This window comes from Tessaracoccus sp. O5.2, assembly GCF_964266725.1.
Taxonomy (GTDB): Bacteria; Actinomycetota; Actinomycetes; order Propionibacteriales; family Propionibacteriaceae; genus Arachnia; species Arachnia lapidicapta.
In genome coordinates, this window is record NZ_CAXWGV010000045.1 from 97,780 (window position 1) to 117,833 (window position 20,054).

General features: G+C 70.7%; 22 protein-coding genes and 1 pseudogene. 12 read left to right on the forward strand and 11 right to left on the reverse strand.

Annotation, left to right across the window (positions count from 1 at the left end; genetic code table 11):
- Positions 1–65: 65 nt before the first annotated feature.
- Genes abc-f through ACFQPD_RS11555 form a run of 3 tightly spaced genes read right to left on the reverse strand, consistent with a single transcriptional unit; the run spans position 66 to position 3,497 of the window.
- Complete coding sequence (gene abc-f / locus ACFQPD_RS11545) at positions 66–1,664, reverse strand: ribosomal protection-like ABC-F family protein (protein ID WP_068752539.1); 1,599 nt, start codon at positions 1,662–1,664, stop codon at positions 66–68.
- Between the two features lie 45 nt (positions 1,665–1,709).
- The gene (gene rarD, locus ACFQPD_RS11550; protein WP_385900815.1) at positions 1,710–2,603 is read right to left on the reverse strand and encodes an EamA family transporter RarD; all 894 of its coding nucleotides are present in this window, start codon (positions 2,601–2,603) and stop codon (positions 1,710–1,712) included.
- 57 nt (positions 2,604–2,660) lie between these two features.
- Complete coding sequence (locus ACFQPD_RS11555) at positions 2,661–3,497, reverse strand: alpha/beta fold hydrolase (protein ID WP_385900816.1); 837 nt, start codon at positions 3,495–3,497, stop codon at positions 2,661–2,663.
- A gap of 82 nt (positions 3,498–3,579) precedes the next feature.
- Between ACFQPD_RS11555 and ACFQPD_RS11560 the strand changes: the two genes are divergently transcribed.
- From ACFQPD_RS11560 to ACFQPD_RS11595, 8 genes and pseudogenes are all read left to right on the forward strand, one after another.
- Positions 3,580–4,233 (forward strand): response regulator, encoded by a 654-nt coding sequence (locus tag ACFQPD_RS11560; RefSeq protein WP_385900818.1) that lies wholly within the window; start codon positions 3,580–3,582, stop codon positions 4,231–4,233.
- 121 nt (positions 4,234–4,354) lie between these two features.
- The gene (locus tag ACFQPD_RS11565; protein ID WP_385900819.1) at positions 4,355–4,516 is read left to right on the forward strand and encodes a hypothetical protein; all 162 of its coding nucleotides are present in this window, start codon (positions 4,355–4,357) and stop codon (positions 4,514–4,516) included.
- Positions 4,517–4,534: 18 nt separating this feature from the next.
- Positions 4,535–5,668 (forward strand): sensor histidine kinase, encoded by a 1,134-nt coding sequence (locus ACFQPD_RS11570; RefSeq protein ID WP_385900820.1) that lies wholly within the window; start codon positions 4,535–4,537, stop codon positions 5,666–5,668.
- 126 nt (positions 5,669–5,794) lie between these two features.
- A pseudogene (locus ACFQPD_RS11575) lies at positions 5,795–5,920 on the forward strand (hypothetical protein); the annotation flags it as partial.
- Positions 5,921–5,992: 72 nt separating this feature from the next.
- On the forward strand, positions 5,993–6,721 hold the full coding sequence (locus tag ACFQPD_RS11580) for an ATP-binding cassette domain-containing protein (protein WP_385900822.1): 729 nt from the start codon (positions 5,993–5,995) through the stop codon (positions 6,719–6,721).
- Positions 6,718–8,160, forward strand: coding sequence for a hypothetical protein (locus ACFQPD_RS11585; protein ID WP_385900823.1), 1,443 nt, complete (start codon positions 6,718–6,720; stop codon positions 8,158–8,160). The genes ACFQPD_RS11580 and ACFQPD_RS11585 overlap by 4 nt, the downstream gene beginning before the upstream one ends.
- A complete protein-coding gene (locus ACFQPD_RS11590) occupies positions 8,132–8,446 on the forward strand; it encodes a hypothetical protein (protein WP_068752531.1) in 315 nt (104 codons plus the stop codon). Before ACFQPD_RS11585 ends, ACFQPD_RS11590 begins: the two co-directional genes overlap by 29 nt.
- Positions 8,443–8,985, forward strand: a complete 543-nt coding sequence (locus ACFQPD_RS11595; protein ID WP_385900825.1) for a hypothetical protein — start codon at positions 8,443–8,445, stop codon at positions 8,983–8,985. The genes ACFQPD_RS11590 and ACFQPD_RS11595 overlap by 4 nt, the downstream gene beginning before the upstream one ends.
- Here ACFQPD_RS11595 and ACFQPD_RS11600 read toward each other — a convergent pair.
- From ACFQPD_RS11600 to ACFQPD_RS11635, 8 genes are all read right to left on the reverse strand, one after another.
- Entirely contained in the window at positions 8,936–9,334 is a 399-nt protein-coding gene (locus tag ACFQPD_RS11600) for a metal-sulfur cluster assembly factor (protein ID WP_353081663.1), read from the reverse strand. The two genes, ACFQPD_RS11595 and ACFQPD_RS11600, sit on opposite strands and share 50 nt — an antisense overlap.
- Before the next feature lie 62 nt (positions 9,335–9,396).
- Positions 9,397–9,858: a Fe-S cluster assembly sulfur transfer protein SufU gene (gene sufU / locus ACFQPD_RS11605; protein ID WP_353081662.1), complete on the reverse strand. Its 462-nt coding sequence runs from the start codon at positions 9,856–9,858 to the stop codon at positions 9,397–9,399.
- Positions 9,859–9,860: 2 nt separating this feature from the next.
- Positions 9,861–11,105, reverse strand: a complete 1,245-nt coding sequence (locus ACFQPD_RS11610) for a cysteine desulfurase (protein ID WP_385900885.1) — start codon at positions 11,103–11,105, stop codon at positions 9,861–9,863.
- Complete coding sequence (sufC, locus tag ACFQPD_RS11615; protein WP_353081661.1) at positions 11,102–11,866, reverse strand: Fe-S cluster assembly ATPase SufC; 765 nt, start codon at positions 11,864–11,866, stop codon at positions 11,102–11,104. Before sufC ends, ACFQPD_RS11610 begins: the two co-directional genes overlap by 4 nt.
- A gap of 34 nt (positions 11,867–11,900) precedes the next feature.
- A complete protein-coding gene (locus tag ACFQPD_RS11620) occupies positions 11,901–12,230 on the reverse strand; it encodes a non-heme iron oxygenase ferredoxin subunit (RefSeq protein WP_068752525.1) in 330 nt (109 codons plus the stop codon).
- On the reverse strand, positions 12,227–13,402 hold the full coding sequence (gene sufD, locus ACFQPD_RS11625) for a Fe-S cluster assembly protein SufD (protein ID WP_068752524.1): 1,176 nt from the start codon (positions 13,400–13,402) through the stop codon (positions 12,227–12,229). Before sufD ends, ACFQPD_RS11620 begins: the two co-directional genes overlap by 4 nt.
- 45 nt (positions 13,403–13,447) lie before the next feature.
- Positions 13,448–14,890, reverse strand: coding sequence for a Fe-S cluster assembly protein SufB (gene sufB, locus ACFQPD_RS11630; protein ID WP_068752523.1), 1,443 nt, complete (start codon positions 14,888–14,890; stop codon positions 13,448–13,450).
- 10 nt (positions 14,891–14,900) lie between these two features.
- The gene (locus ACFQPD_RS11635) at positions 14,901–15,593 is read right to left on the reverse strand and encodes a helix-turn-helix transcriptional regulator (RefSeq protein ID WP_385900828.1); all 693 of its coding nucleotides are present in this window, start codon (positions 15,591–15,593) and stop codon (positions 14,901–14,903) included.
- A gap of 143 nt (positions 15,594–15,736) precedes the next feature.
- Between ACFQPD_RS11635 and ACFQPD_RS11640 the strand changes: the two genes are divergently transcribed.
- Genes ACFQPD_RS11640 through ACFQPD_RS11655 form a run of 4 tightly spaced genes read left to right on the forward strand, consistent with a single transcriptional unit; the run spans position 15,737 to position 20,043 of the window.
- Positions 15,737–16,447 carry an ABC transporter ATP-binding protein gene (locus ACFQPD_RS11640; protein ID WP_385900887.1) on the forward strand — a complete coding sequence of 237 codons (711 nt, stop codon included), beginning with the start codon at positions 15,737–15,739 and terminating at the stop codon, positions 16,445–16,447.
- On the forward strand, positions 16,444–17,202 hold the full coding sequence (locus ACFQPD_RS11645; protein ID WP_385900830.1) for an ABC transporter permease: 759 nt from the start codon (positions 16,444–16,446) through the stop codon (positions 17,200–17,202). The genes ACFQPD_RS11640 and ACFQPD_RS11645 overlap by 4 nt, the downstream gene beginning before the upstream one ends.
- Complete coding sequence (locus ACFQPD_RS11650) at positions 17,190–18,116, forward strand: heme A synthase (protein ID WP_385900832.1); 927 nt, start codon at positions 17,190–17,192, stop codon at positions 18,114–18,116. The genes ACFQPD_RS11645 and ACFQPD_RS11650 overlap by 13 nt, the downstream gene beginning before the upstream one ends.
- The gene (locus tag ACFQPD_RS11655; protein WP_385900833.1) at positions 18,067–20,043 is read left to right on the forward strand and encodes a M3 family metallopeptidase; all 1,977 of its coding nucleotides are present in this window, start codon (positions 18,067–18,069) and stop codon (positions 20,041–20,043) included. Before ACFQPD_RS11650 ends, ACFQPD_RS11655 begins: the two co-directional genes overlap by 50 nt.
- Positions 20,044–20,054: the final 11 nt, after the last annotated feature.

The window sequence follows — 20,054 nt, forward strand, 5'->3', positions numbered from 1 at the left end:
GAAGGTGGGGGTCCGGCGCTCCTCCAGCAGCGTCGCCAGGATCTCCGGACGCGCAGCGTCCGGGCTCAGGCGAGATCGATCAGCTCGGCGTAGTCGTCGCTCCAGAGGTCCTCGACGCCGTCGGGCATCACGAGGACCCGGTCCGGCTCCAGCGCCTCCACGGCTCCCGGGTCGTGGGTGACGAGGACGACGGCGCCCGCGTACGTGCGGATGGCGTTGAGCACCTCGCCGCGCGACGCCGGGTCGAGGTTGTTGGTGGGCTCGTCGAGCAGCAGGACGTTGGCGGCGGACACCACGAGCATCGCCAGCGCCAGGCGGGTCTTCTCGCCGCCGGACAGCACCCCGGCGGGCTTCTCGACGTCGTCGCCGGTGAACAGGAACGAGCCGAGCACCTTGCGGACCTCGGTGTCGTTGAGGTTCGGGGAGGCGGACTTCATGTTGTCCAGCACGCTGCGCTTGACGTCGAGCGTCTCGTGCTCCTGCGCGTAGTAGCCGAGCCGGGCGCCGTGCCCCAGTTCCACGCGGCCCGACGACGGCGTCTCCATGCCGGCGAGCAGCCGCAGCATGGTCGTCTTCCCGGCGCCGTTGAGCCCCAGGATGACCACCTTCGAGCCCTTGTCGATCGCCAGGTCGACGGCGGTGAAGACCTCCAGCGAGCCGTACGACTTGCTGAGGTCGTGACCCCGCAGCGGCGTCTTGCCGCACGGCGCCGGCTCCGGGAAGCGGATCTTGGCCACCGCATCGGTGCGCCGTTCGCCCTCGACGCCCGCGAGCAGCTTCTCGGCCCGCTTGGCCATGTTCTGCGCCGCGACGGCCTTGGTGGCCTTGGCGCGCATCTTGTCCGCCTGCGCCATCAGCTGCGACGCCTTGCGCTCGGCGTTGGCCAGTTCGCGGCGGCGCCGCTTCTCGTCGGTCTCGCGCTGCTGGAGGTACCGCTTCCAGTCCATGGAGTAGATGTCGAGCTCGGCGCGGTTGGCGTCGAGATGGAACACCTTGTTGACGACCGCCTGCAGCAGCTCGGTGTCGTGCGAGATGACGATGAGGCCGCCGGGGAAGGACTGCAGATACCCGCGCAGCCACACGACGGAGTCGGCGTCGAGGTGGTTGGTGGGCTCGTCCAGGAGCAGGGTGTCGGCGTCGGAGAACAGGATCCGAGCGAGCTCGATACGACGGCGCTGGCCGCCCGAGAGCGTCTTGAGCGGCTGGGTGAGGATGCGGTCCGCCAGGCCGAGGTTGGCGGCGATCCTGGCGGCCTCCGCCTCCGCGGCGTAACCGCCGGCGGCGGTGAACGCGGCTTCGGCGCGCGTGTAGGCCGCCATCGCTTCGTCGCGCTCCGCGCCGTCGCCCGTGGCCATCGCCTCCTCGGCGCGGCGCATGCGGCGGACGACCTGGTCCAGGCCCCGCGCGCCCAGGATGCGGTCGCGGGCGATCTGCTCCGGGTCCCCGGAGCGCGGGTCCTGCGGCAGGTAGCCGAACTGTCCGGAGCGGTTCACGGTCCCGCCGGCGGGGATGCCCTCACCGGCCAGGATGCGCGTGAGCGTGGTCTTCCCCGCCCCGTTGCGCCCCACGAGCCCGATCCGATCGCCCGCGATGACCTGGAAGGACACCGGGGACAGCAGCAGCCTGGCGCCCGCGCGCACCTCGATGTCCTTGACCTGTAGCACCTGGTCAGTCTGCTAGGCGCGCGGGCGCAGGGCAAACCGGGACGGTCAGGCTGGGAGACGCGCGCGACGGCGACCGGTGAGCAGGGCGTCGGCGATGAACACCGCGACCGCCGCCCAGACGAGCGCGAAACCGGCCCACCGGGCGGGCGGCATCGGCTCGTGGAACACCAGCCAGCCCAGGAGGAACTGCCCGATGGGGGCCAGGTACTGGAGGATGGCGATCGTGACCATCGACACGCGCCGCGCCGCCGCGGCGAAGAGCAGGAGCGGCACGGCGGTGACGATGCCGGTGGCGGCCAGGAGCAGGGCGTAGCCGCCGTCGGCGGTGCTCTGGCCGGTCATGGCCAGGTATCCGAGGTAGCCGATGGCGACGGGGGCGACCGCGCCGGTTTCGATCGCGAGCCCGGGCAGGGCCCCGACGGAGCGGCCGGCCACCTTCTTCACCAGCGAGTAGAGGCCGAACGATCCCGCCAGCGTCAGCGCGATCCACGGTATCTCGCCGTAGCCGACCACCATGACGACCACCGAGGCCACCCCGAAGGCCATCGCCGTCCACTGCAGCGGCCGGAGCCGCTCCCCCAGCACCAGGATCCCGAGCGCCGCGACCGCCAGGGGGTTGATGAAGTAGCCCAGGGCAGTCTCGAGGGTCCGCTCGCTGAGGACCGCGAAGACGTACGTCCCCCAGTTGACGACGATGAGCCCTCCGGCGACGGCGAGCGCCGCGACGAGCCTGCGGTCCGCGAGGGCCGCCCGCAGCTGCAGCCACTGCCCGAGCAAGCCGATGAGGACGAGGCAGAACACGAGCGACCACGTAGCCCGGTGCGCGACCACCTCGACGGCACCGGACCGGCCGAAGAGCTGGAAGAAGAGCGGGAAGAGCCCCCAGAGGCCGTAGGCCGCCAGGCCGTAGCCGAGTCCGGCCCTCGAATCAGTGTTCATCGCCCGCCGAGCATATCCCTGTCAGGCGGACGCTCAGCGCCGCCGGCCCGCGGGGACCTACCTGGCCACAGCGCTGCCGATGAACCCGATGATCTCGCGCTCCCAGTGCTCGGCGTGCGAGTCGTTGACGCCGTGGGGGCCGCCGTGGATCACGACCAGTTCGGAGTCCGGCACGTAGTCGGCCATCCGCCGGCTGGACTTGTCGATCGGCACGTTGATGTCTCCGTCCCCGTGGATGACAAGGGTGGGGACGTCGATGGCGCGGCAGTCGGCCCGCAGGTCGGTGGCCCAGAGCAGGATGGTGTCGACGGCCATCCGGGGGTCGGACTGCCGCGCGATCTCCGCCGCGCGGGCCCGCACGTCGTCGTCGACCTGGAGGCCGCCGTCGGAGGTGCTGTAGAACCAGGTGACGAACTGCTCGAGGAACCCGTCGCGGTCCTCGGCGCACTGGTCGGCCATGCCCTGGAACCCGTCGAACGGCATCGCGCCGTCGGGGTTGTCGTCGGTGATGCACAGCGCGGGCGTGATCGAGCCGGAGAACACCGCCCCCGCGATGCGGGACGACCCGTGCCGCGTGAAGTAGCGCGCGACCTCTCCCCCGCCCATCGAGAAGCCGAGCAGCACGGCGCCGTGCAGGTCGAGATGTCCGATGAGCCCGGCGAGGTCGTCGGCGAGCAGGTCGTAGTCCACCTCGGTGTCGGGCTTGTCCGAGCGGCCGAAGCCGCGCCGGTCGTACGCGATGACCCTCAGGCCGGCCTCGACGAAGGCGGGGATGTTGCGGGCGAACGCCTCGCCCGACAGCGGCCAGCCGTGGACCAGGACGAGCGGCCGGCCGCGGCCGCCGGTGTCGGTGTAGTGCAGCCGGACGTCGTCGGCAGTCGTGAACGTGGGCATCGTCGCCTCCCCGGAGTTGTTGAGTCCTGTCCGTGGTCAGAAGGCTAATCCCTGAACGGGGTCCTGGCCTAGGTTGTGGGACATGACGCAGCCGACTGTCGCGCCCCCGATCCGGGTCGTGCTCGCCGAGGACGACCCTCTGGCGCAGCAGGCCATCGCCACCTACCTCACGCGCACGGCCGACATCGAACTCGTCGGGAGCGCCTCCGACGGCGCCGAGGCACTGGACCTCGCCCGCCGCCTCCAGCCAGACGTGGTGATCGTGGACATCCACCTGCCGACGCTCGACGGCATCGAGCTCACCGCCCGCCTCACCGCGCCACCCTCGACGATGCGCGTGGTCTGCTTCACCGCGCTCGGCGACGACCGGGTCATGCACCGCGCGCTCACCGCGGGGGCGTCCGGCTTCCTGCTGAAGTCCGACAGCCCCGGGCTCATCCTGCACGGCGTGCGCAGCGCCTTCAGCGGGGACGCCCTCGTGTCCCCGAAGCTGGTGGCGAAGATCCTCGCGTCGGGCCGGGCGCGCTCTGCCCCGCCCCCGTCGCTCAGCCGCATCGACCGCGACATCATGCGCCTCGTGGGCCGCGGCCGCAGCAACGCCGAGATCGCCGACGAGCTCTACCTGGCGCCGAGCACGGTCAAGACCTACGTCAGCCGCCTGCTCGGCCGGCTCGGCAAGCCCAATCGCGCGGCGCTGGCCGCTCAGGCCCACGAGTGGGGGCTGGTGGACGACTGATCGGGCGTAGACGAAAGTTGATGATGTGTCCACCATCGGCCATTCGCTCGTCGGCCGGCCCGGCGTGATGACCGTCCCGGGCGTCTAGCGTCGCCGGCGGAGCCCGACGAAAGGACACAGCATGCTCGACCATCTCGCCGACCCGACCGTGACCGACGCAATCGCCCTGGTGACGACGACCACCACCTTCCACCGCCCCCTCATCAAGCGCCTGGCGCGGCAGCTGGCACCCACGCACCAGTGGTACTGCCTGCTCATCCCGTACCTCTGCCCGCACCGGTAGACGTCCTAGACTCGCCGCATGACAAGCGCGGCGCCCTCTGTCGACACCCGGTGGGCCGAGCCCGCCATGGCGGTGTTGGCGCTGGCGTTCGCGCTCGTCGTGCAGCCGGACCAGGGGCTGCCCGCCCGCCTGCTGACCCTCACGCTCTGTCTGGGCGCCGGGCTCTCGGCCATGGTGCCCCGCGTGGCCTCGGTGCTCACGGTCGCCTCGCTCCTGTCCTTCCTCGCCCTGCCGGCGGCCGACGTCAGCGTGGCAGGCCTGGCCAGCTTCATCAACGTCTTCGCAGCCATCCGGCTGGACCTGCGCTGGAAGGTCCCGCTCGTCGCGCTGCTGAGCTGCTCGGCGTACGCCACGATGGTGTGGCACTCGTCGACGTCGCTGCGCGACCACCTCATCTCCGCGGCCTTCGTGCTGGTGCTCGCGGCGCTCGCCATCGGGGCGGGCAGCGTCTGGCGGGTGGCCGCCGGCCGCGTGCTGCGCGAGCGCGAGGTGGCCGACGAGCGCGTCGCGGAACTGCGGGCGGCCCTGGCGCGGGACCTGCACGACACCGTCGCCCAGACCCTCTCCCACGCCGCCATGCGCGCCCACATGCTCGCGCTGTCGGCGGAGGTGACGGACGAGATCCGCGCGGGGCTGGGCCGGATCGCGGAGGAGTGCTCCTCGTCGGCGCACGACCTGCGTCAACTGCTCTCCACGCTGCGGGAGCACGACGGACCCCCACCCGGGTTCGTCGGTCCCCTCGCCGACGCCGACACGCTCGCCGCCGCCGTCGAGGAGCAGGCGCAGCGCCTGCGCGACCATGGGTTCATGGCGACCACCGAGGTGCGGATCGGCCCGGTGAGTTCAGCTCGCGCGACGACGCTGGCCAAGGTGACCGTCGAGGCCGCCTCCAACATGATCAAGCACGCCGCCGCCGGCACGCAGTGCCACCTGTCCATCACCGAGGACGACGACGACCTCATCGCGGTCTTCAGCAACCGCACGACGGCCTCGCGCGTCAATCCGCGCGGCCTCGGCCTCATCGGCATCGAGGAGCGGGCCGGGCTGCTGCGCGGGACCTGTCGGGTCGTGCGCGACGCCGGCTGGTGGCACGTCCGGGTGCGTCTCCCGCACGGGTACGAGGTCGCGCAGTCGGATCCTGCGGGGCGCTGACCTGCCGGGACTACCTTCCGGCCAGGCCTGATCTACCTTCGGCGACATCTCGCCGCCGCACCCGTGACGTGGTGCGATCCGTGCGATGGAATGGTGTCCGAGGGCGACACCGGAGGCGCGCCACCCATGGCCCTCGCCGCCGCCCTGCTCGCCGGCATGGCCATCTGGTGCGTCGTCAACCAGAAGGGTCGGTTCACCGGCAACTGGTACTGGAAGAGCGGCTGGCAGGTCGCCCTCGAGTGCCGCCGTTGATCCCGTCCTTCCGCTGACCCCCCGGGGCGGGCCGGGACCTCCGGCCCGCCCCTCCCCCACGTAAGGAGCATCATGAACCTCTCGCACGTGCTGCAGGTGTCGGGCGTCAGCTACGCCTACGGAGGCGGCCCCCGGGTCCTGCACGATGTCAGCCTCCACGTGGGCCGCGGCGAGATCGTCGGTCTGGTCGGCCCGAACGGGTCGGGGAAGTCGACCCTCATCACCCTGATCTTCGACCTCCTGAAGCTGCGCACCGGCTCCATCACCATCGACGGCGCACCGCACCGCCTCCGCTCCGGGCGGCAGCAGGCGCAGTACCTCTCGAGCAACGACCATCTGCCAGAGTTCCTCCGGGCCGCCGAATACCTGGACCTGCTCGCCGGCCTGTACGGCTCGCGCGTCGACCGGGCGGCCGCGGCCGCGTTGTTCGACCGCTACGGGATGAAGGGCCGCCTGCCGCATCTCATGGAGGACTTCTCGCACGGCATGCGCAAGAAGACCCAGCTGATCTCCGCCTTCCTCAACCGGCGCCCCCTGACCGTCATCGACGAGACCCTCAACGGCATCGACATCGAGGCGCTGTACCTCGTCGAGAAGGAGCTGCTGCGGATGCGGTCCGAGGGGCTGGGCGTCCTGCTGTGCTCCCACGACTTCGCCATGCTGGAGCGCGTCGCGGACCGCATCGTCTTCCTCGACTTCGGGCACGTGATCAGCGACGTCACCCTCGACGACCTGCGCGCGTCCGGCCGCGACGTCGCGGCGTTGGTGATGTCCCACCTGGACGAGCGGACCCTCCAGTGATCGGGAGCCTCACCCGGGTGGCGGCGTGCACGGGCATGCTCGCCCGGTACTTCTCGCGCCGCGCCCTCGCGATGGGGCCGCTGCGCTCCTGGGCGGCGCGGGCCCTCATCCTCCTCACCATGGTCGCGTTCGTGGTGGGCGCGGCGGTGGTGGCCTACCAGTTCATGCGGCCGGTGGGCTCGGAGCTGGGCGTCTGGCGCTACGTCTTCGACCTGACCTCGGTGTCGGTGACGATGATCGTCCTCGGCATCTTCATGGCCCTGCGGCTGCTGGTGGGCGGGGCCTCCGCCGTGCTGGACTTCACAGCCCAGCTCCCGGTCAGTCACCGCGAGCGACGCGGCGCGCTGCTCGCCTTCGAGGCCACCACCCTGGTCCTCATCACGGCCGTCCTCATGGCGGCGATGGGCATCGCGTCGACCATGATCCTCGGGCCGCGCGGGGTGCTGCTCGCCACCACCCCGATCGTGACCGGCGTCGTCGTGTATCTCGTGGTCACCATCGCGCACAACGCCGGCGACCTCCTCCTCACCCTGCTCGGGCTGCGCCGGGTCCGCTCCACGGTCCTGCTGCTGGTGACGTTCGCCGCCCTGCTGTGGCTCAATGCGCGGCTGGTATCCCTGGTGGGGGCGGTGTCGCTGCCCGACGCCCCAGGCGGCCGCGCCCTCATCGGGCTCAACCTCATGCCCTGGCTCCTCCACACGTACGGGGCGTGGGCCTACGTCCTCGGGGCGGCCGGCCTCGTGGCCGTGCTCGCCCTGGCCGCGGTGCTCACCGCCCCGAACGCGCACCCGAGCCACCACCGCTTCGTCAATCTCGCCCTGCCGGTGCGCACGTCGGGTCCGTGGGGCGTCCACCTCGCGTACGCGGTCCGCAATCAGCACCTGTGGTTGGGGGTGTCGCTGGCGGGGGCACTGTTCGCCTATCTCGCGGGTACCGCGTCGGTCCACCCCTTGTGGTCCGCCGCGCTGCTGTCCTTCCCCGGGATGTACCACTACGGCAACACGCGCGCCCTGCGCATCCTGCATCCCGAGCGAGGCCCCTGGTCGATCTGGCTACGCATGCTGGGCTCTCAGACGGCCGTCGTCGGGGTGTTCCTGGCAGCAGGGTTCGGCGTGCTGGCCCTCGCACGGCCCGAGCTCCTCGCCGGATCCGCCGAGCCGCTCCTCGGTACGGTCGCCGCGGTCGTCTTCGCCGTCCTCGTCGGGTCCGCATTCCCGGCCGAGAACGACAACCCCTTCAGCGCCCTGCTCGGGTCGCTGGTCCTGGCACTGATCCTGGCGTTCGTCGGGATCCTCACGGGCCTGCTGCAACTCCCGGCCGCGGCCACCGTGCCGCTGCTTGCCGCCCTCGCCGCGCTGGCCGCCGTGGTCAGCGTGTGGTCCATCCACGTTCACGAAACAAGGAGTCGCCATGACGTACCTCAAGCTCTCGCTGTATAGCCTCGTCGCCGGACTCGTCACGACCGTCGCGCTCGCTGCGTTCAGCCTGCTCGGGCTCATGGCGGCCACCCCCGACGTGGGGCGCCGGGTCGAGGGCTTCTTCGGCGCGGTGTTCTTCGAGACGGTGCCGCTGGATGCCGACGCGTTCACTATGAACGTCGGGGTGGCCTCGGGTTGGCCCCTGCTGATCTCGACGCTGGTCGTCGCCGGCTTCGTCTTCGTGACCGTGGTGATCTTCCGCTGGCTGAAGAGCTACCGCGCGGGGCTGCTCAGCGGCGCCGCGTGACGTCGGCCCTGGTCGCCGTCGCCCGCGCCGTCGTCCTGGCCGGGTGGCCGCTGGTGGCCGCGACGGCGGGCTTCTGGTTGCTGGCCGTCGCCGCCCACCTCGGCGCGGGAGCTGGTTGGCTGTACGAACTGGCCTGGCAGGTCACGCTCGTCCTGGTGATCGGAGCGCTGGGGTCATTCGTGGTGCACGAGTGCGGTCATGTCGCGGTGCTTCTCTCGCGCGGCGGGAGCAGCTCCGTGGCGGTGGAGCGCACATGGTGGCGGATCTCCGTCACCCCGGTCGGCGACCTTACCCCCGAACGCGCGGTGGTGGCCGCTGTGGCCGGCCCCGGAGCCGCGGCCCTCGTCGGACTCGGGAGCCTCGCCGCGGGCCTGTCGCCGGCCGTCGGCTGGCTCTACCTGGCACACCTGATGTTCCTGCTCCCGGTCTTCGGCGACGGCCGGGTCGTGCTGGCTCACGCCCTGGCCTTGAGAGAAGGGCCCGGACCGCTCAGAGGTTGTAGCCGATCGCGCGCAGCTGCTCGCGGCCGTCCTCGGTGATCGCCTCGAGCGTCCACGGCGGCAGCCACACCCAGTTGATCGTCACGGAGTTCACCAATCCGTCGAGCACATACTTGGTGTCGTATTCGATCTTGTCGGTCAACGGACAGGTCGGCGAGGTCAAGGTCATGTCGATCGTCGCGTTCGCGTGCTCGTCGACCTGGACACCGTAGACGAGGCCGAGGTCGACGACGTTGACCATGAGCTCAGGGTCGACGACGTCCTTCATCGCCTCGAGGATCTCGTCCTCGGTCGGGGCGGCGCTCACCGGGGCCGTCGGCTGGGCGAGATCGACCTCCGGCAGCTCGTCCTTGACGAGATCGCTGGGCCGCTGTTCTGGGGTGTACATGGTGCTCCTAGTGGGTGACGAGGGTCTCGACACGGATGAGCGGCTGACGCCGCGCGCCCGGCTCAACCAGCGGGAGAGGGGTCTGACTGGTGGGCGGTTGCCTGGAGGGTCGCGTCGCGCAGCGCGGACCAGCCGAGCAGCGCGCACTTGACCCGGGCGGGGAACTTGGAGACGCCGGCGAACGCGATGGCGTCCTCGAACACCTCCTCGTCGGGCTCGATGCGGCCCTGGCTCTGCATCATCTCCAGGAACTTGTCGTGGAGGTCCAGCGCGTGGGCCGTCGAGTCGCCGATCAGCAGGTCCGTCATCACGGAGGTGGACGCCTGCGAGATGGAGCAGCCCTCCCCCTCGTACGAGATGTCACGGATGGTGTCGCCGTCGAGGTGCACCCGCAGCGTGAGCTCGTCGCCGCAGGACGGGTTCACGTGGTGGACCTGCACGTCGTAGGGCTCGCGGAGCCCGGAGTGGTGCTTCTCGCGGTAGTGATCGAGGATGATCGTCTGGTAGAGCTCGTCGATGTTCATGATCAGCCTCCGAACCGCGGGGCGAAGTAGTCGCGGGTGAACACGAGCGCATCGGCCAGCGCGTCGATCTCCTCCCGCGTGGTGTACAGGTACGACGACGCGCGGGTCGAGCTCTGGTGGCCGAGGCGCTTGTGGAGCGGGCGGGCGCAGTGGTGGCCGCCGCGGATGGCGATGCCGCGGGAGTCGAGCACCTGCATGACGTCGTGCGGGTGGACGCCCGTGAGGTTGAACGACAGCGCGCTGCCGCGGTCCACCGCCTCCGTGGAGCCGAGGATGACGAGGCCGTCGATGCTGCCGAGCTTCTCCAGGCCGTAGGTCGTCAGGTCCTGCTCGTGCGCGGCGATGGCGTCCATGCCCACCGAGGTCAGGTAGTCCACGGCGGCGTGCAGCCCGGCGGCCTGCGCGATCGGCGGGGTACCCGCCTCGAAGCGGTGCGGAGGGGGCGCGTAGGTGGATCGGCTCATCTCCACCACCTCGATCATCTCGCCGCCGCCCATGTAGGGGGGCAGCTCGGCGAGCAGCTCGTAGCGGCCCCACAGCACGCCGATGCCGGTGGGCCCGCACATCTTGTGCCCGGTGAACGCGACGAGGTCAGCGCCGAGCGCGACGACGTCCGTCGCCTGGTGCGGCACGGCCTGCGACGCGTCGACCACCATCACGGCCCCGACGGCGTGCGCCTGAGCGGCGATCTCCGCCACCGGGTTGCGGGTGCCGAGCACGTTGGAGACCCACGTCAGCGACACGACCTTCGTGCGCTCGTTGATGAGGTCCTCGCGCACGGCGCCCTCGAGATCCAGGCGGCCGTCGTCCGTCACGTCGAACCAGCGCAGCGTGGCGCCGCTGCGCTCGCACGCCAGCTGCCACGGCACGATGTTGGAGTGGTGCTCCATCACGGAGATGACCACCTCGTCGCCCGGCCGCAGGCGGGAACCCAGCGTGTGGGCGGCGAGGTTGAGCGCCTCGGACGCGTTCTTGGTGAACACGATCTCCTCGGGGCGCCTGGCGTTGATGAACGCCGCCACCGCCCGCCGCGCCCCCTCGAACGCCTCGGTCGCCTCGGCGCCCAGCAGGTGCATCGCCCGGGCCACGTTGGCGTTGTGCTGCAGGTAGTGCTCGGCGATGGCGTCGACCACCTGACGCGGCTTCTGCGAGGTGTTGGCCGAGTCGAGGTACACCAGCGGCCGCTCCCCCACCCTGCGCTGCAGGATGGGGAAGTCGTCGCGGATCCGGGCGATGTCGAGCATCAGGCGTTCGCCGCGGCCTTCACGTACTGCTCGTAGCCGGTGGCCTCCAGGTTCTCGGCGAGCTCCTTGCCGCCCTCGGCGACGATGCGGCCGTCGACGAACACGTGGACGAACGTCGGCTCGATGTAGCGCAGGATGCGCGTGTAGTGCGTGATGAGGACCACCGCGCGGTCGCCCTGCGCGGAGTAGCGGTTCACACCCTCCGACACGATCTTGAGCGCGTCGATGTCGAGGCCGGAGTCGGTCTCGTCGAGGATCGCCGCCTTCGGGTTGAGCAGCTCGAGCTGGGCGATCTCGTGGCGCTTCTTCTCGCCGCCCGAGAAGCCCTCGTTGACGGAGCGCGCGGAGAACGTCTTGTCGAGCTGCATGCGGCCGAGCGCGCCCTCGACGTCCTTGACCCAGGTGCGGACCTTAGGAGCCACGCCGTCGAGCGCCGTCTTGGCGGTGCGCAGGAAGTTGGCCACGGACACGCCGGGCACCTCGACGGGGTACTGCATCGCGAGGAACAGGCCGGCGCGGGCGCGCTCGTCGACGCTGAGCTCCGTGAGCTCGACACCGTCGAGGGTGACCGACCCGCTGGTGATCTCGTACTTCGGGTGGCCGGCGATGGCGTAGGCCAGGGTCGACTTGCCGGAGCCGTTGGGGCCCATGATGGCGTGGATCTCGCCGGGACGGACGGTCAGGTTCACGCCCTTGAGGATCGGCTTGTTGCCCTCCTCGGTCAGGACGTCGACGTGGAGGTCGGAGATGACAAGGGTAGACATGATGGTCTTCGCTCCTGGGATGTGGTGAGGGTGATCAGTAGTCGGTGGTGGGGGTGGTGACGTCGATCTGCACGTCCTCGCCCTCGATGCGGCACGGGAACACTCGAACCGAGGTGGTGGCGGGCAGGTTGAGCGGACGGCCGGTCTCGAGGTCGAACGTCGAGCCGTGGAGGTAGCACTCGATGGTGCTGTCCTCGACGTCCCCGTCGCTCAGCTTGACCTTGCCGTGGCTGCACTCGTCCTCGATCGCGTAGACGCGGCCGTGGTGCAGGACGAGCGCGACACTCAGGTCGTCGTTGACGTCCACCGCCAGCGGCTTGTCCTCGTTGAGCTCGGTGACGTGCGCCACCGTCGTGTAGCTCACTCGTGGTCCTTCGTCGCGGTGCTGCCGTGGACTAGCTCGAGCTCGCGCTCGACCTGGGCCAGCAGCTTCTGCTCGATGGCGGGCACGCCGATGCGGCGGATGATGTCGTTGAAGAACCCGTGGACGACGAGCCGGCGGGCCTCGTCCTCGGTGATGCCGCGGCTCATGAGGTAGAACAGCTGGTTGTCGTCGAAGCGCCCGGTGGTCGACGAGTGACCGGCGCCGGCGATCTCGCCGGTCTCGATCTCGAGGTTGGGCACCGAATCAGCCTGGCAGCCGTCGGTCAGCACGAGGTTCTTGTTCGACTCGTACGTCTCGATCTGCAGCGCGACCTTGCGGATGAGGACGTCGCCGATCCACACCGAGTGCGCGCCGTGGCCCTGGAGCGCGCCGCGGTAGTCCACGTTGCTCTTGGTGTGCGGGGCGTTGTGGTCGACGAACATGCGGTGCTCGACGTGCTGCCCGCCCTCGACGAAGTAGATCCCGAACTGCTCGATCTCGCCGCCGGGGCCGGCGAACATGGCCCGCTCGGCGATGCGGATGGCCTTGCCGCCCAGGGAGGCGTGGATGGTCCGCACGCGGGCGTCGCGGCCCACCTCGACGGTGATCTGGCCGCCGTGCACGGCGTCGCCGTCCCAGTCGTTGACGTAGACGAGATTGACCTCGGCGCCGTCGGCGACCCGGAAGTCGTACTTGGAGGCGTACTGCGCGGAGCCCTGGAAGTGCAGCACCAGGGTGGCGCGGGAGTGGCGGCCGAAGTCCACCACCAGCGACTCGGCCGCCTGCTGGCCCGTGCCCGTGGCGGTGAAGACGATGGGCTCGTCGATGACGGCCTCGGCGGGCACGTTCATGTACACCGCGTCGCCCGTGCGCTGGGACGCGATGGCCGCCACGCGGTCCACGGGGGGCTCGATGGCCCGCTCGCGGGCCTCGGCCGCCGGGACCTTGCGCATCTCGACGCCGGCGGGCAGCTCACCGGCCCAGTCCAGCCCGCCGAGCGGCGCGCCCTCGGCGAGCAGGGGGCGCAGGGCCTTCAGCGGCGAGAACCGCCAGATCTCCTCACGCCCGGTGGGCATGGGGTGCTTGGCGACGTCGAAGCTCGGCTCGGGGTGCAGATGGGACTCGATCGTCTCGATGGCGCCGGCGACGTTCGGCACGGTTGCAGTACTCAAATCAGCATTCACTTTCTCGTGGGGGATCGACAGGGGCGGACGGCATCAGCCGACCGCACCCTCCATCTGCAGTTCGATCAGGCGGTTGAGCTCCAGGGCGTACTCCATCGGCAGCTCGCGGGCGATGGGCTCGACGAAGCCGCGCACGATCATCGCCATGGCCTCGTCCTCCTCCATGCCGCGGCTCATCAGGTAGAACAGCTGGTCCTCGGACACCTTGGACACGGTGGCCTCATGCGCCATCGACACGTCGTCCTCGCGGACATCGACGTACGGGTAGGTGTCGGAGCGGGAGATGTTGTCGACCAGCAGCGCGTCACACTTCACCGACGACGCCGAGTGCGAGGCGCCCGGCTCCACCTTGACCAGGCCGCGGTAGGAGGAGCGGCCTCCCCCGCGGGCCACCGACTTGGAGATGATGGAGCTCGAGGTGTGGGGCGCGCAGTGCACCATCTTCGAACCGGCGTCCTGGTGCTGTCCCTCGCCGGCGAAGGCGATCGACAGCGTCTCACCGCGGGCGTGCTCGCCCATGAGGTAGACGGCCGGGTACTTCATGGTGACCTTGGAGCCGATGTTGCCGTCGATCCACTCCATGGTGGCGCCCTCTTCGCAGACGGCGCGCTTGGTGACCAGGTTGTACACGTTGGTCGACCAGTTCTGGATGGTGGTGTAGCGGCAGCGGGCGTTCTTCTTCACGATGATCTCGACCACAGCCGAGTGCAGCGAGTCGGACGAGTAGATCGGCGCGGTGCAGCCCTCGACGTAGTGCACGTAGGCGCCTTCGTCGACGATGATCAGGGTGCGCTCGAACTGGCCCATGTTCTCGGTGTTGATCCGGAAGTAGGCCTGCAGCGGGATGGTGACGTGGACGCCCTTGGGCACGTAGATGAACGAGCCGCCGGACCACACCGCGGTGTTGAGCGAGGCGAACTTGTTGTCACCGACGGGGATGACGGTGCCGAAGTACTCCTTGAAGAGCTCCGGGTGCTCCTTCAGCGCGGTGTCGGTGTCGAGGAAGATGACGCCCTGGCGCTCGAGCTCCTCGTTGATCTTGTGGTAGACCACCTCGGACTCGTACTGCGCGGCGACGCCCGCCACGAGACGGGCCTTCTCCGCCTCGGGGATGCCGAGCCGGTCGTAGGTGTTCTTGATGTCGTCGGGCAGGTCGTCCCAGGTCTGGGCCTGGCGCTCCGTCGACCGCACGAAGTACTTGATGTTGTCGAAGTCGATCCCGCTGAGGTCGGCGCCCCAGGTCGGCATGGGCTTCTTGTCGAACAGCTTCAGGCCCTTGAGGCGCAGGTCGCGCATCCACTCGGGCTCGCTCTTGAGGTCCGAGATGTTGGTGACGACGGCCTCATTGAGGCCGCGCCGGGCCGTTGCTCCGGCGGAGTCCGAATCGTGCCAGCCCCACTGGTACTTCGAGAGGGCTTCGATGTGCTCGTCCTGCGTGGCGCCAAGCCCGGGGGCCTGGGGGGCGGTCTGCGTCATATCGTGTCCGTCACTTTCTTCTCGGGATCTCAGGGGTGGGCAGCGGGCGGGGCACGTTGGTGGTGCACACGCCGTCGCCGTGGGCGATGGTTGCGAGCCGCTGGACATGCCTGCCCAGCAGCTTGGAGAACAGTTGGGTCTCGATCTCGCACAGCTGCGGGAACTCCGCGGCGACGTGCGCGACCGGGCAGTGGTGCTGCAGCAGCTGGTCGCCTCCGTGGAGGGGGCGGACCGACGGCGCGTAGCCGTCGGCGTCGAGGGCGTCGATGAGCAGATCGATCGCGGGCCGCTCCGGGGCGGTCTCGCGTCCGGCGCGGAACCGCTGCTCGATGCAGGCCACGCGGTCTTCGGCGATCTCGCGGATCGCGCCGGGGCCGCCGGCGGTGGCGAGGCGCTTGAGCGCGGCGATGGCCAGGTCGTCGTAGGCCTGCCGGAACTCGGAGCGGCCCGTGTCGGTGAGCGCGAACACCTTCGACGGGCGGCCGCGGCCGCGGGCCCCGAACACCCGCTGCTCGCGGGAGACGAGGGTGCCGTTGCCGAGTAGCACCGTGAGGTGGCGCCGCACGGCGGCGGGCGTGAGGTGGAGGCGCTCAGCCAGCTGCTTGGCAGTCTGCGGGCCCTCGTGGAGGATCAGGTCGACCACGCGGCGCCTGGTCGGGAGATCCGCGACCTCGGCCACGGCCACCGGTACCTGCTGAGTCATCCGCCACCTCCCCCACTTGAATTAGTTCACGCCAGTCTTGCCAATTCTGATGCCATATTCAAGCAAGGGTCTCCTAAGTCCCACCAGATGGACGATGCCCCAGGGGGTACGGCGCCACCGGCTCCCGGCGTCGCGGCGCTAGGCTGTCGGCCGTGCCCCTCCTCGACGCCCGCGACCTCGTGGTCTCGTTCGGCGCCACGCGGGCCCTCGACGGGCTGACGGTGGCCGCCGACGCCGGCCGGGTCACGGCCCTCCTGGGACCCAACGGCGCCGGCAAGACCACGTTCATCCGCTGCTGCACCGGGCTCGCCCGGGTCGACGGCGGGAGCCTGACCCTCTTCGGGCAGCCGCCCGGCTCCCCCGCCGTCCTCCCCCGCATCGGGCTCATGCCCCAGGCGACCGGCGCCTGGTCCGGGATCACCGCCGAGCGGCTGCTGCGCTACCTGTCGCGCCTCTACGCGCATCCGCAGCCGGCCGACGACCTCATCGATCTGCTCGGGATCGGGAGCTTCGCCCGGACCCCCTACCGGCGCCTGTCCGGCGGGCAGCAGCAGGCCGTCAACCTCGCCGGGGCGCTGATCGGGCGCCCTGACCTCGTGTTCCTCGACGAACCGTCCGCCGGCCTGGACCCGCGCAGCCGCCGCGCGACCTGGCAGGTGCTGGAGCGCGTGCGCGACGCCGGGGTCGCCGTCGTCCTCACCACGCACGACATGCACGAGGCCGAGGCGCTGGCCGACCACGTCTACATCGTCGACCGGGGGCGCGTGACCGCCGAGGGCAGCGTCGCGGAGCTCACCGTCGACGGCTCCCTCGAGGACGCCTTCCTCCGGCACACCACGGGAGACCGCCCATGAGCATCGACTTCACGCCCGACGCGCGGCCCGCGCCGTTGGGCCAACGGGTCTGGGCACACGCCACGACCGAGGCGGCGCTGATCCTCCGCAACGGCGAACAGGCGCTGCTCGCCGTCGTCATCCCGGTGGCCATCCTCGTCGGGGCCCGCTTCTTCGGCGACCGCCTCGGCCTCGGCCTCGACGAGTCGGCGCCGTCGGTGCTCGCGCTGGCCATGTGGAGCTCCTGCCTGACGACCCTGGCGATCGCCACCGGTTTCGAGCGGCGGTACAACGTGTTGGAGCGGATGGCGGCCACGCCGCTCGGGCGGCCGGGCATCCTGCTCGGCAAGGGGCTGGGCATCGCCCTGATCACGTTGGGGCAGGTCGTCGTCCTGACGGCGGTGGCGCTGGCCCTGGGCTGGCGCCCCACCCCCACCCTCGGGTCACTGATCGTCGCGCTCATCGTGTCGCTGCTGGCGATGGGGGCGTTCGCCGGGCTCGGCCTCGCCGTCGCCGGGTCCCTGCGGCCGGAGGCGACGCTCGCCGTGGCCAACCTGCTGTACCTCGTGGGCATGCCGCTGGGGGTGTTGCTGCCGGTGTCGCGGTTCCCGGAGTGGGCGCAGCCGGTGGTGGCCGCGCTCCCCACCGGCGCGCTCGGTGAGGCCCTGCGGGCCGCCGCCCTCGGTGAGGCCCTAGGCTGGCCGCTAGCGGTGGCCGCCCTCTGGTGTGCGGCGACACTCGCGCTCGCATGGAAGGTGTTCACGTGGACGTCCTGAGGAAGCTGGTCGACGGAGAGCGCGCGCTGCGCACGTGGCTGTGGGCGTCGCTCATCTGCAACATGGGGATCATCGTCACGGGCGCCGTCGTCCGGCTCACCGGGTCCGGCCTCGGGTGCCCCACCTGGCCCCGCTGCACCGACGACTCGTACGTCCCCCACGAGGCTTACGGCATCCACGGCATCATCGAGTTCGGTAACCGGCTCCTGACCTTCGTGCTCGTCATCGCCGCCGTCGGCGCGTTCGCCGCGGCGTGGCGCAACCGCGGCCGCGGATCGCTCCTGTGGTGGCTAACGCTCGCCGTGGGCATCGGCATCCCGCTGCAGGCGATCGTCGGCGGCATCACCGTGCTGACGGGCCTGGATCCGGCATGGGTCGCCCCGCACCTCCTGCTGTCCATCGTGCTGATCGTCGTGTGCGTGTGGGCGCTGCGGGTCGGCTACGGCGTGCCCCCCACCGCCGTCGCCCCCGGCGCGCGCTGGCTGGTCATCGCCACCTTCGCCGCGTCCATGCTGTCGATCGTCGTCGGGACGGTCGTCACCGGGGCCGGGCCGCACGCCGGTGATGCCTCGGCGGTCCGCAACGGCGCCGACATCGAGACGGTCGCCCGGATCCACGCGCTGACCGCGTGGCTGGTGGTGGCGCTGGTCATCGCCTGCGTGTGGCTGTTCCAGCGCACCGGGCACCATCGTCCGGCCCGCGCCGCCCGCCTGACTCTCCTCACCGTCGCCTTCCAGGGCGTCGTCGGCTACGCGCAGTACTTCCTGGGGCTTCCCGTCGGCATCGTGATCCTGCATATGGTTGGGTTGACGGTGCTCACCGCGGCCGTGTCGTGGCTGCTGGTGTCGACGACGAGGAGAACCCATGCCCACCAACCCGGTGCTGACGACCGACCTTCCCTACGCGCTGCCTGACTTCGCGCGCATTACGCCCGACGACTACCGGGCGGCCTTCGACGAGGCCATGTCGGCCCACCTGGACGGTCTCGCCCGGCTGCGCACCGACGACGCCCCGCCCACCGTCGAGTCCGTGCTGGGGGCGTGGGAGGACGCAGAGGCGCCCCTGCGCCGGGTCTTGAACGCGTTCTTCGCCGTCCACTCGTCCGACGCCTCCCCCGAGCTCGACGCCATCGATGAGGAGATGTCGCCGCGGCTGGCGGAGCATCACGACGCGATCTACCTCGACGCCGAGCTCTACGGCCGGCTCACGGCGCTGCGCGAGCGGATCGACGCGGGCGAGGTGGAAGCCGACGAAGAGGACAGCTTCGCCCTGGACGAGCTGCTGCGTTCGTTCCGCCGGGCCGGCGTCGCGCTCGGCGAGCCCGAGAAGGGGCGCCTGCGGGAGATGAACCGCCGCCTGGCCCAGCTGTCGACGAAGTTCGAACAGCTCAACCGCGACGCCCGCAACGCCGGCGCCATCGCGGTCACCGAGGCGGAGCTCGAGGGCCTGACGGCCGAGGAGCGGGCCGCGCTGGCCGGCGGCGACGGCTACCGGATCGAGCTCGTCAACACCACTCAGCAGCCGCTCGCGGCCAAGCTCGCCGACGCGGGCGTCCGCCGTCGGCTGTTCGAGGCGTCCACCACCCGGGCGCTCTCCGGGGAGTTCGACACCAGGCACGTCGTCGTCGAGATGGCCCGGCTGCGCGCCGAGCGCGCGACGCTGCTCGGCTACCCGCACCACGCGGCCCTCGTCGCGGAGGCAGGGTGCGCGAAGACCGTCGACGCGATCACCGAGATGCTCGTGCCGCTCGCGCAGGCCGCGCTCGCCAAGGCGCAGCAGGAGGCCGCGGACCTCCGCGCCCGGTACGCCGAGCTCGCGCCCGGCGAGACGTTCACCGCCGCGGACTGGAGCTACGTGGAGGCCATCCTCCGCCGCGAGCGCTTCGCGTTCGACGAGTCCGAGCTGGGCGAGCACCTGCAGGTGTCGCGGGTTCTCGACGCCGTGTACTCCGCGGCGGGGGATCTCTACGGCATCTCGTTCCACCCCGTCGACGGTGTCGCGGGGCACGCGCCCGACACGCAGGTCTACGAAGTGCGCGACACCGACGGCAGCACGATCGGCCTGTTCCTCATGGACTTCTGGGCCCGGCCGACCAAGCAGGGCGGCGCCTGGATGAGCAACATCGTCGACCAGTCGCTGCGCGACGGCACCCTCCCCGTGGTGACGAACAACTGCAACTACACGCGCACGACCACGTCCATCACCTGGGACGAGGTCATCACGATGTTCCACGAGTTCGGCCACGCCCTGCACGGGCTGCTGGCCCGCTCGAAGTATGCGTCTCGCTCCGGTGCCAACACGCCCCGCGACTTCGTCGAGTTCCCCAGCCAGGTCAACGAGCACTGGGCCTGGACGCCCGGGCGGGTGCTGCCGGCCGAGTGGATCGACCGGCTGCGCGAGGCCAGCCGCTTCGGTCAGGGCTACGCGACCGCCGAGACGGAACTCGCGTCCCTGCTGGACCTGGCCTGGCACACGACGCCGCTCTCGGACCTCCCCACGTCTGCCGACGAGGTGGAGGCGTTCGAGCGGGCGGCGCTCGACCGGTGGGGCCTGGTCGACGAGCTGGTCCCGCCCCGCTACCGGTCCCAGTACTTCGCCCACATCTGGGGCGGCGGCTACGCGGCCAGCTACTACGGGTACGCGTGGGCCAAGGTGATGGACGCCGACGCCGTCGCATGGTTCGAGGAGCAGACCGGGTCACTGCGCGAGGCGGGCGACCACTTCCGCCGGACGCTGCTCGCCCCGGGCGGATCGGTGGAGGCGATGGAGACCTACCGCCGGTTCCGTGGCCGCGACCCGCAGCTGCAGCCGCTGCTCGACCGCCTCGGCCTGACCCTCTGATCATCCCCACG

Bases quoted from the DNA above. Each gene is read 5' to 3' on its own strand.
- rarD (WP_385900815.1), bottom strand. From the start codon at position 2,603: ATGAACACTGATTCGAGGGCCGGACTCGGCTACGGCCTGGCGGCCTAC.
- ACFQPD_RS11555 (WP_385900816.1), bottom strand. From the start codon at position 3,497: ATGCCCACGTTCACGACTGCCGACGACGTCCGGCTGCACTACACCGAC.
- ACFQPD_RS11560 (WP_385900818.1), top strand. From the start codon at position 3,580: ATGACGCAGCCGACTGTCGCGCCCCCGATCCGGGTCGTGCTCGCCGAG.
- ACFQPD_RS11565 (WP_385900819.1), top strand. From the start codon at position 4,355: ATGCTCGACCATCTCGCCGACCCGACCGTGACCGACGCAATCGCCCTG.
- ACFQPD_RS11570 (WP_385900820.1), top strand. From the start codon at position 4,535: ATGACAAGCGCGGCGCCCTCTGTCGACACCCGGTGGGCCGAGCCCGCC.
- ACFQPD_RS11580 (WP_385900822.1), top strand. From the start codon at position 5,993: ATGAACCTCTCGCACGTGCTGCAGGTGTCGGGCGTCAGCTACGCCTAC.
- ACFQPD_RS11590 (WP_068752531.1), top strand. From the start codon at position 8,132: ATGACGTACCTCAAGCTCTCGCTGTATAGCCTCGTCGCCGGACTCGTC.
- ACFQPD_RS11600 (WP_353081663.1), bottom strand. From the start codon at position 9,334: ATGTACACCCCAGAACAGCGGCCCAGCGATCTCGTCAAGGACGAGCTG.
- sufU (WP_353081662.1), bottom strand. From the start codon at position 9,858: ATGAACATCGACGAGCTCTACCAGACGATCATCCTCGATCACTACCGC.
- sufC (WP_353081661.1), bottom strand. From the start codon at position 11,866: ATGTCTACCCTTGTCATCTCCGACCTCCACGTCGACGTCCTGACCGAG.
- sufB (WP_068752523.1), bottom strand. From the start codon at position 14,890: ATGACGCAGACCGCCCCCCAGGCCCCCGGGCTTGGCGCCACGCAGGAC.
- ACFQPD_RS11635 (WP_385900828.1), bottom strand. From the start codon at position 15,593: ATGACTCAGCAGGTACCGGTGGCCGTGGCCGAGGTCGCGGATCTCCCG.
- ACFQPD_RS11645 (WP_385900830.1), top strand. From the start codon at position 16,444: ATGAGCATCGACTTCACGCCCGACGCGCGGCCCGCGCCGTTGGGCCAA.
- ACFQPD_RS11655 (WP_385900833.1), top strand. From the start codon at position 18,067: ATGCCCACCAACCCGGTGCTGACGACCGACCTTCCCTACGCGCTGCCT.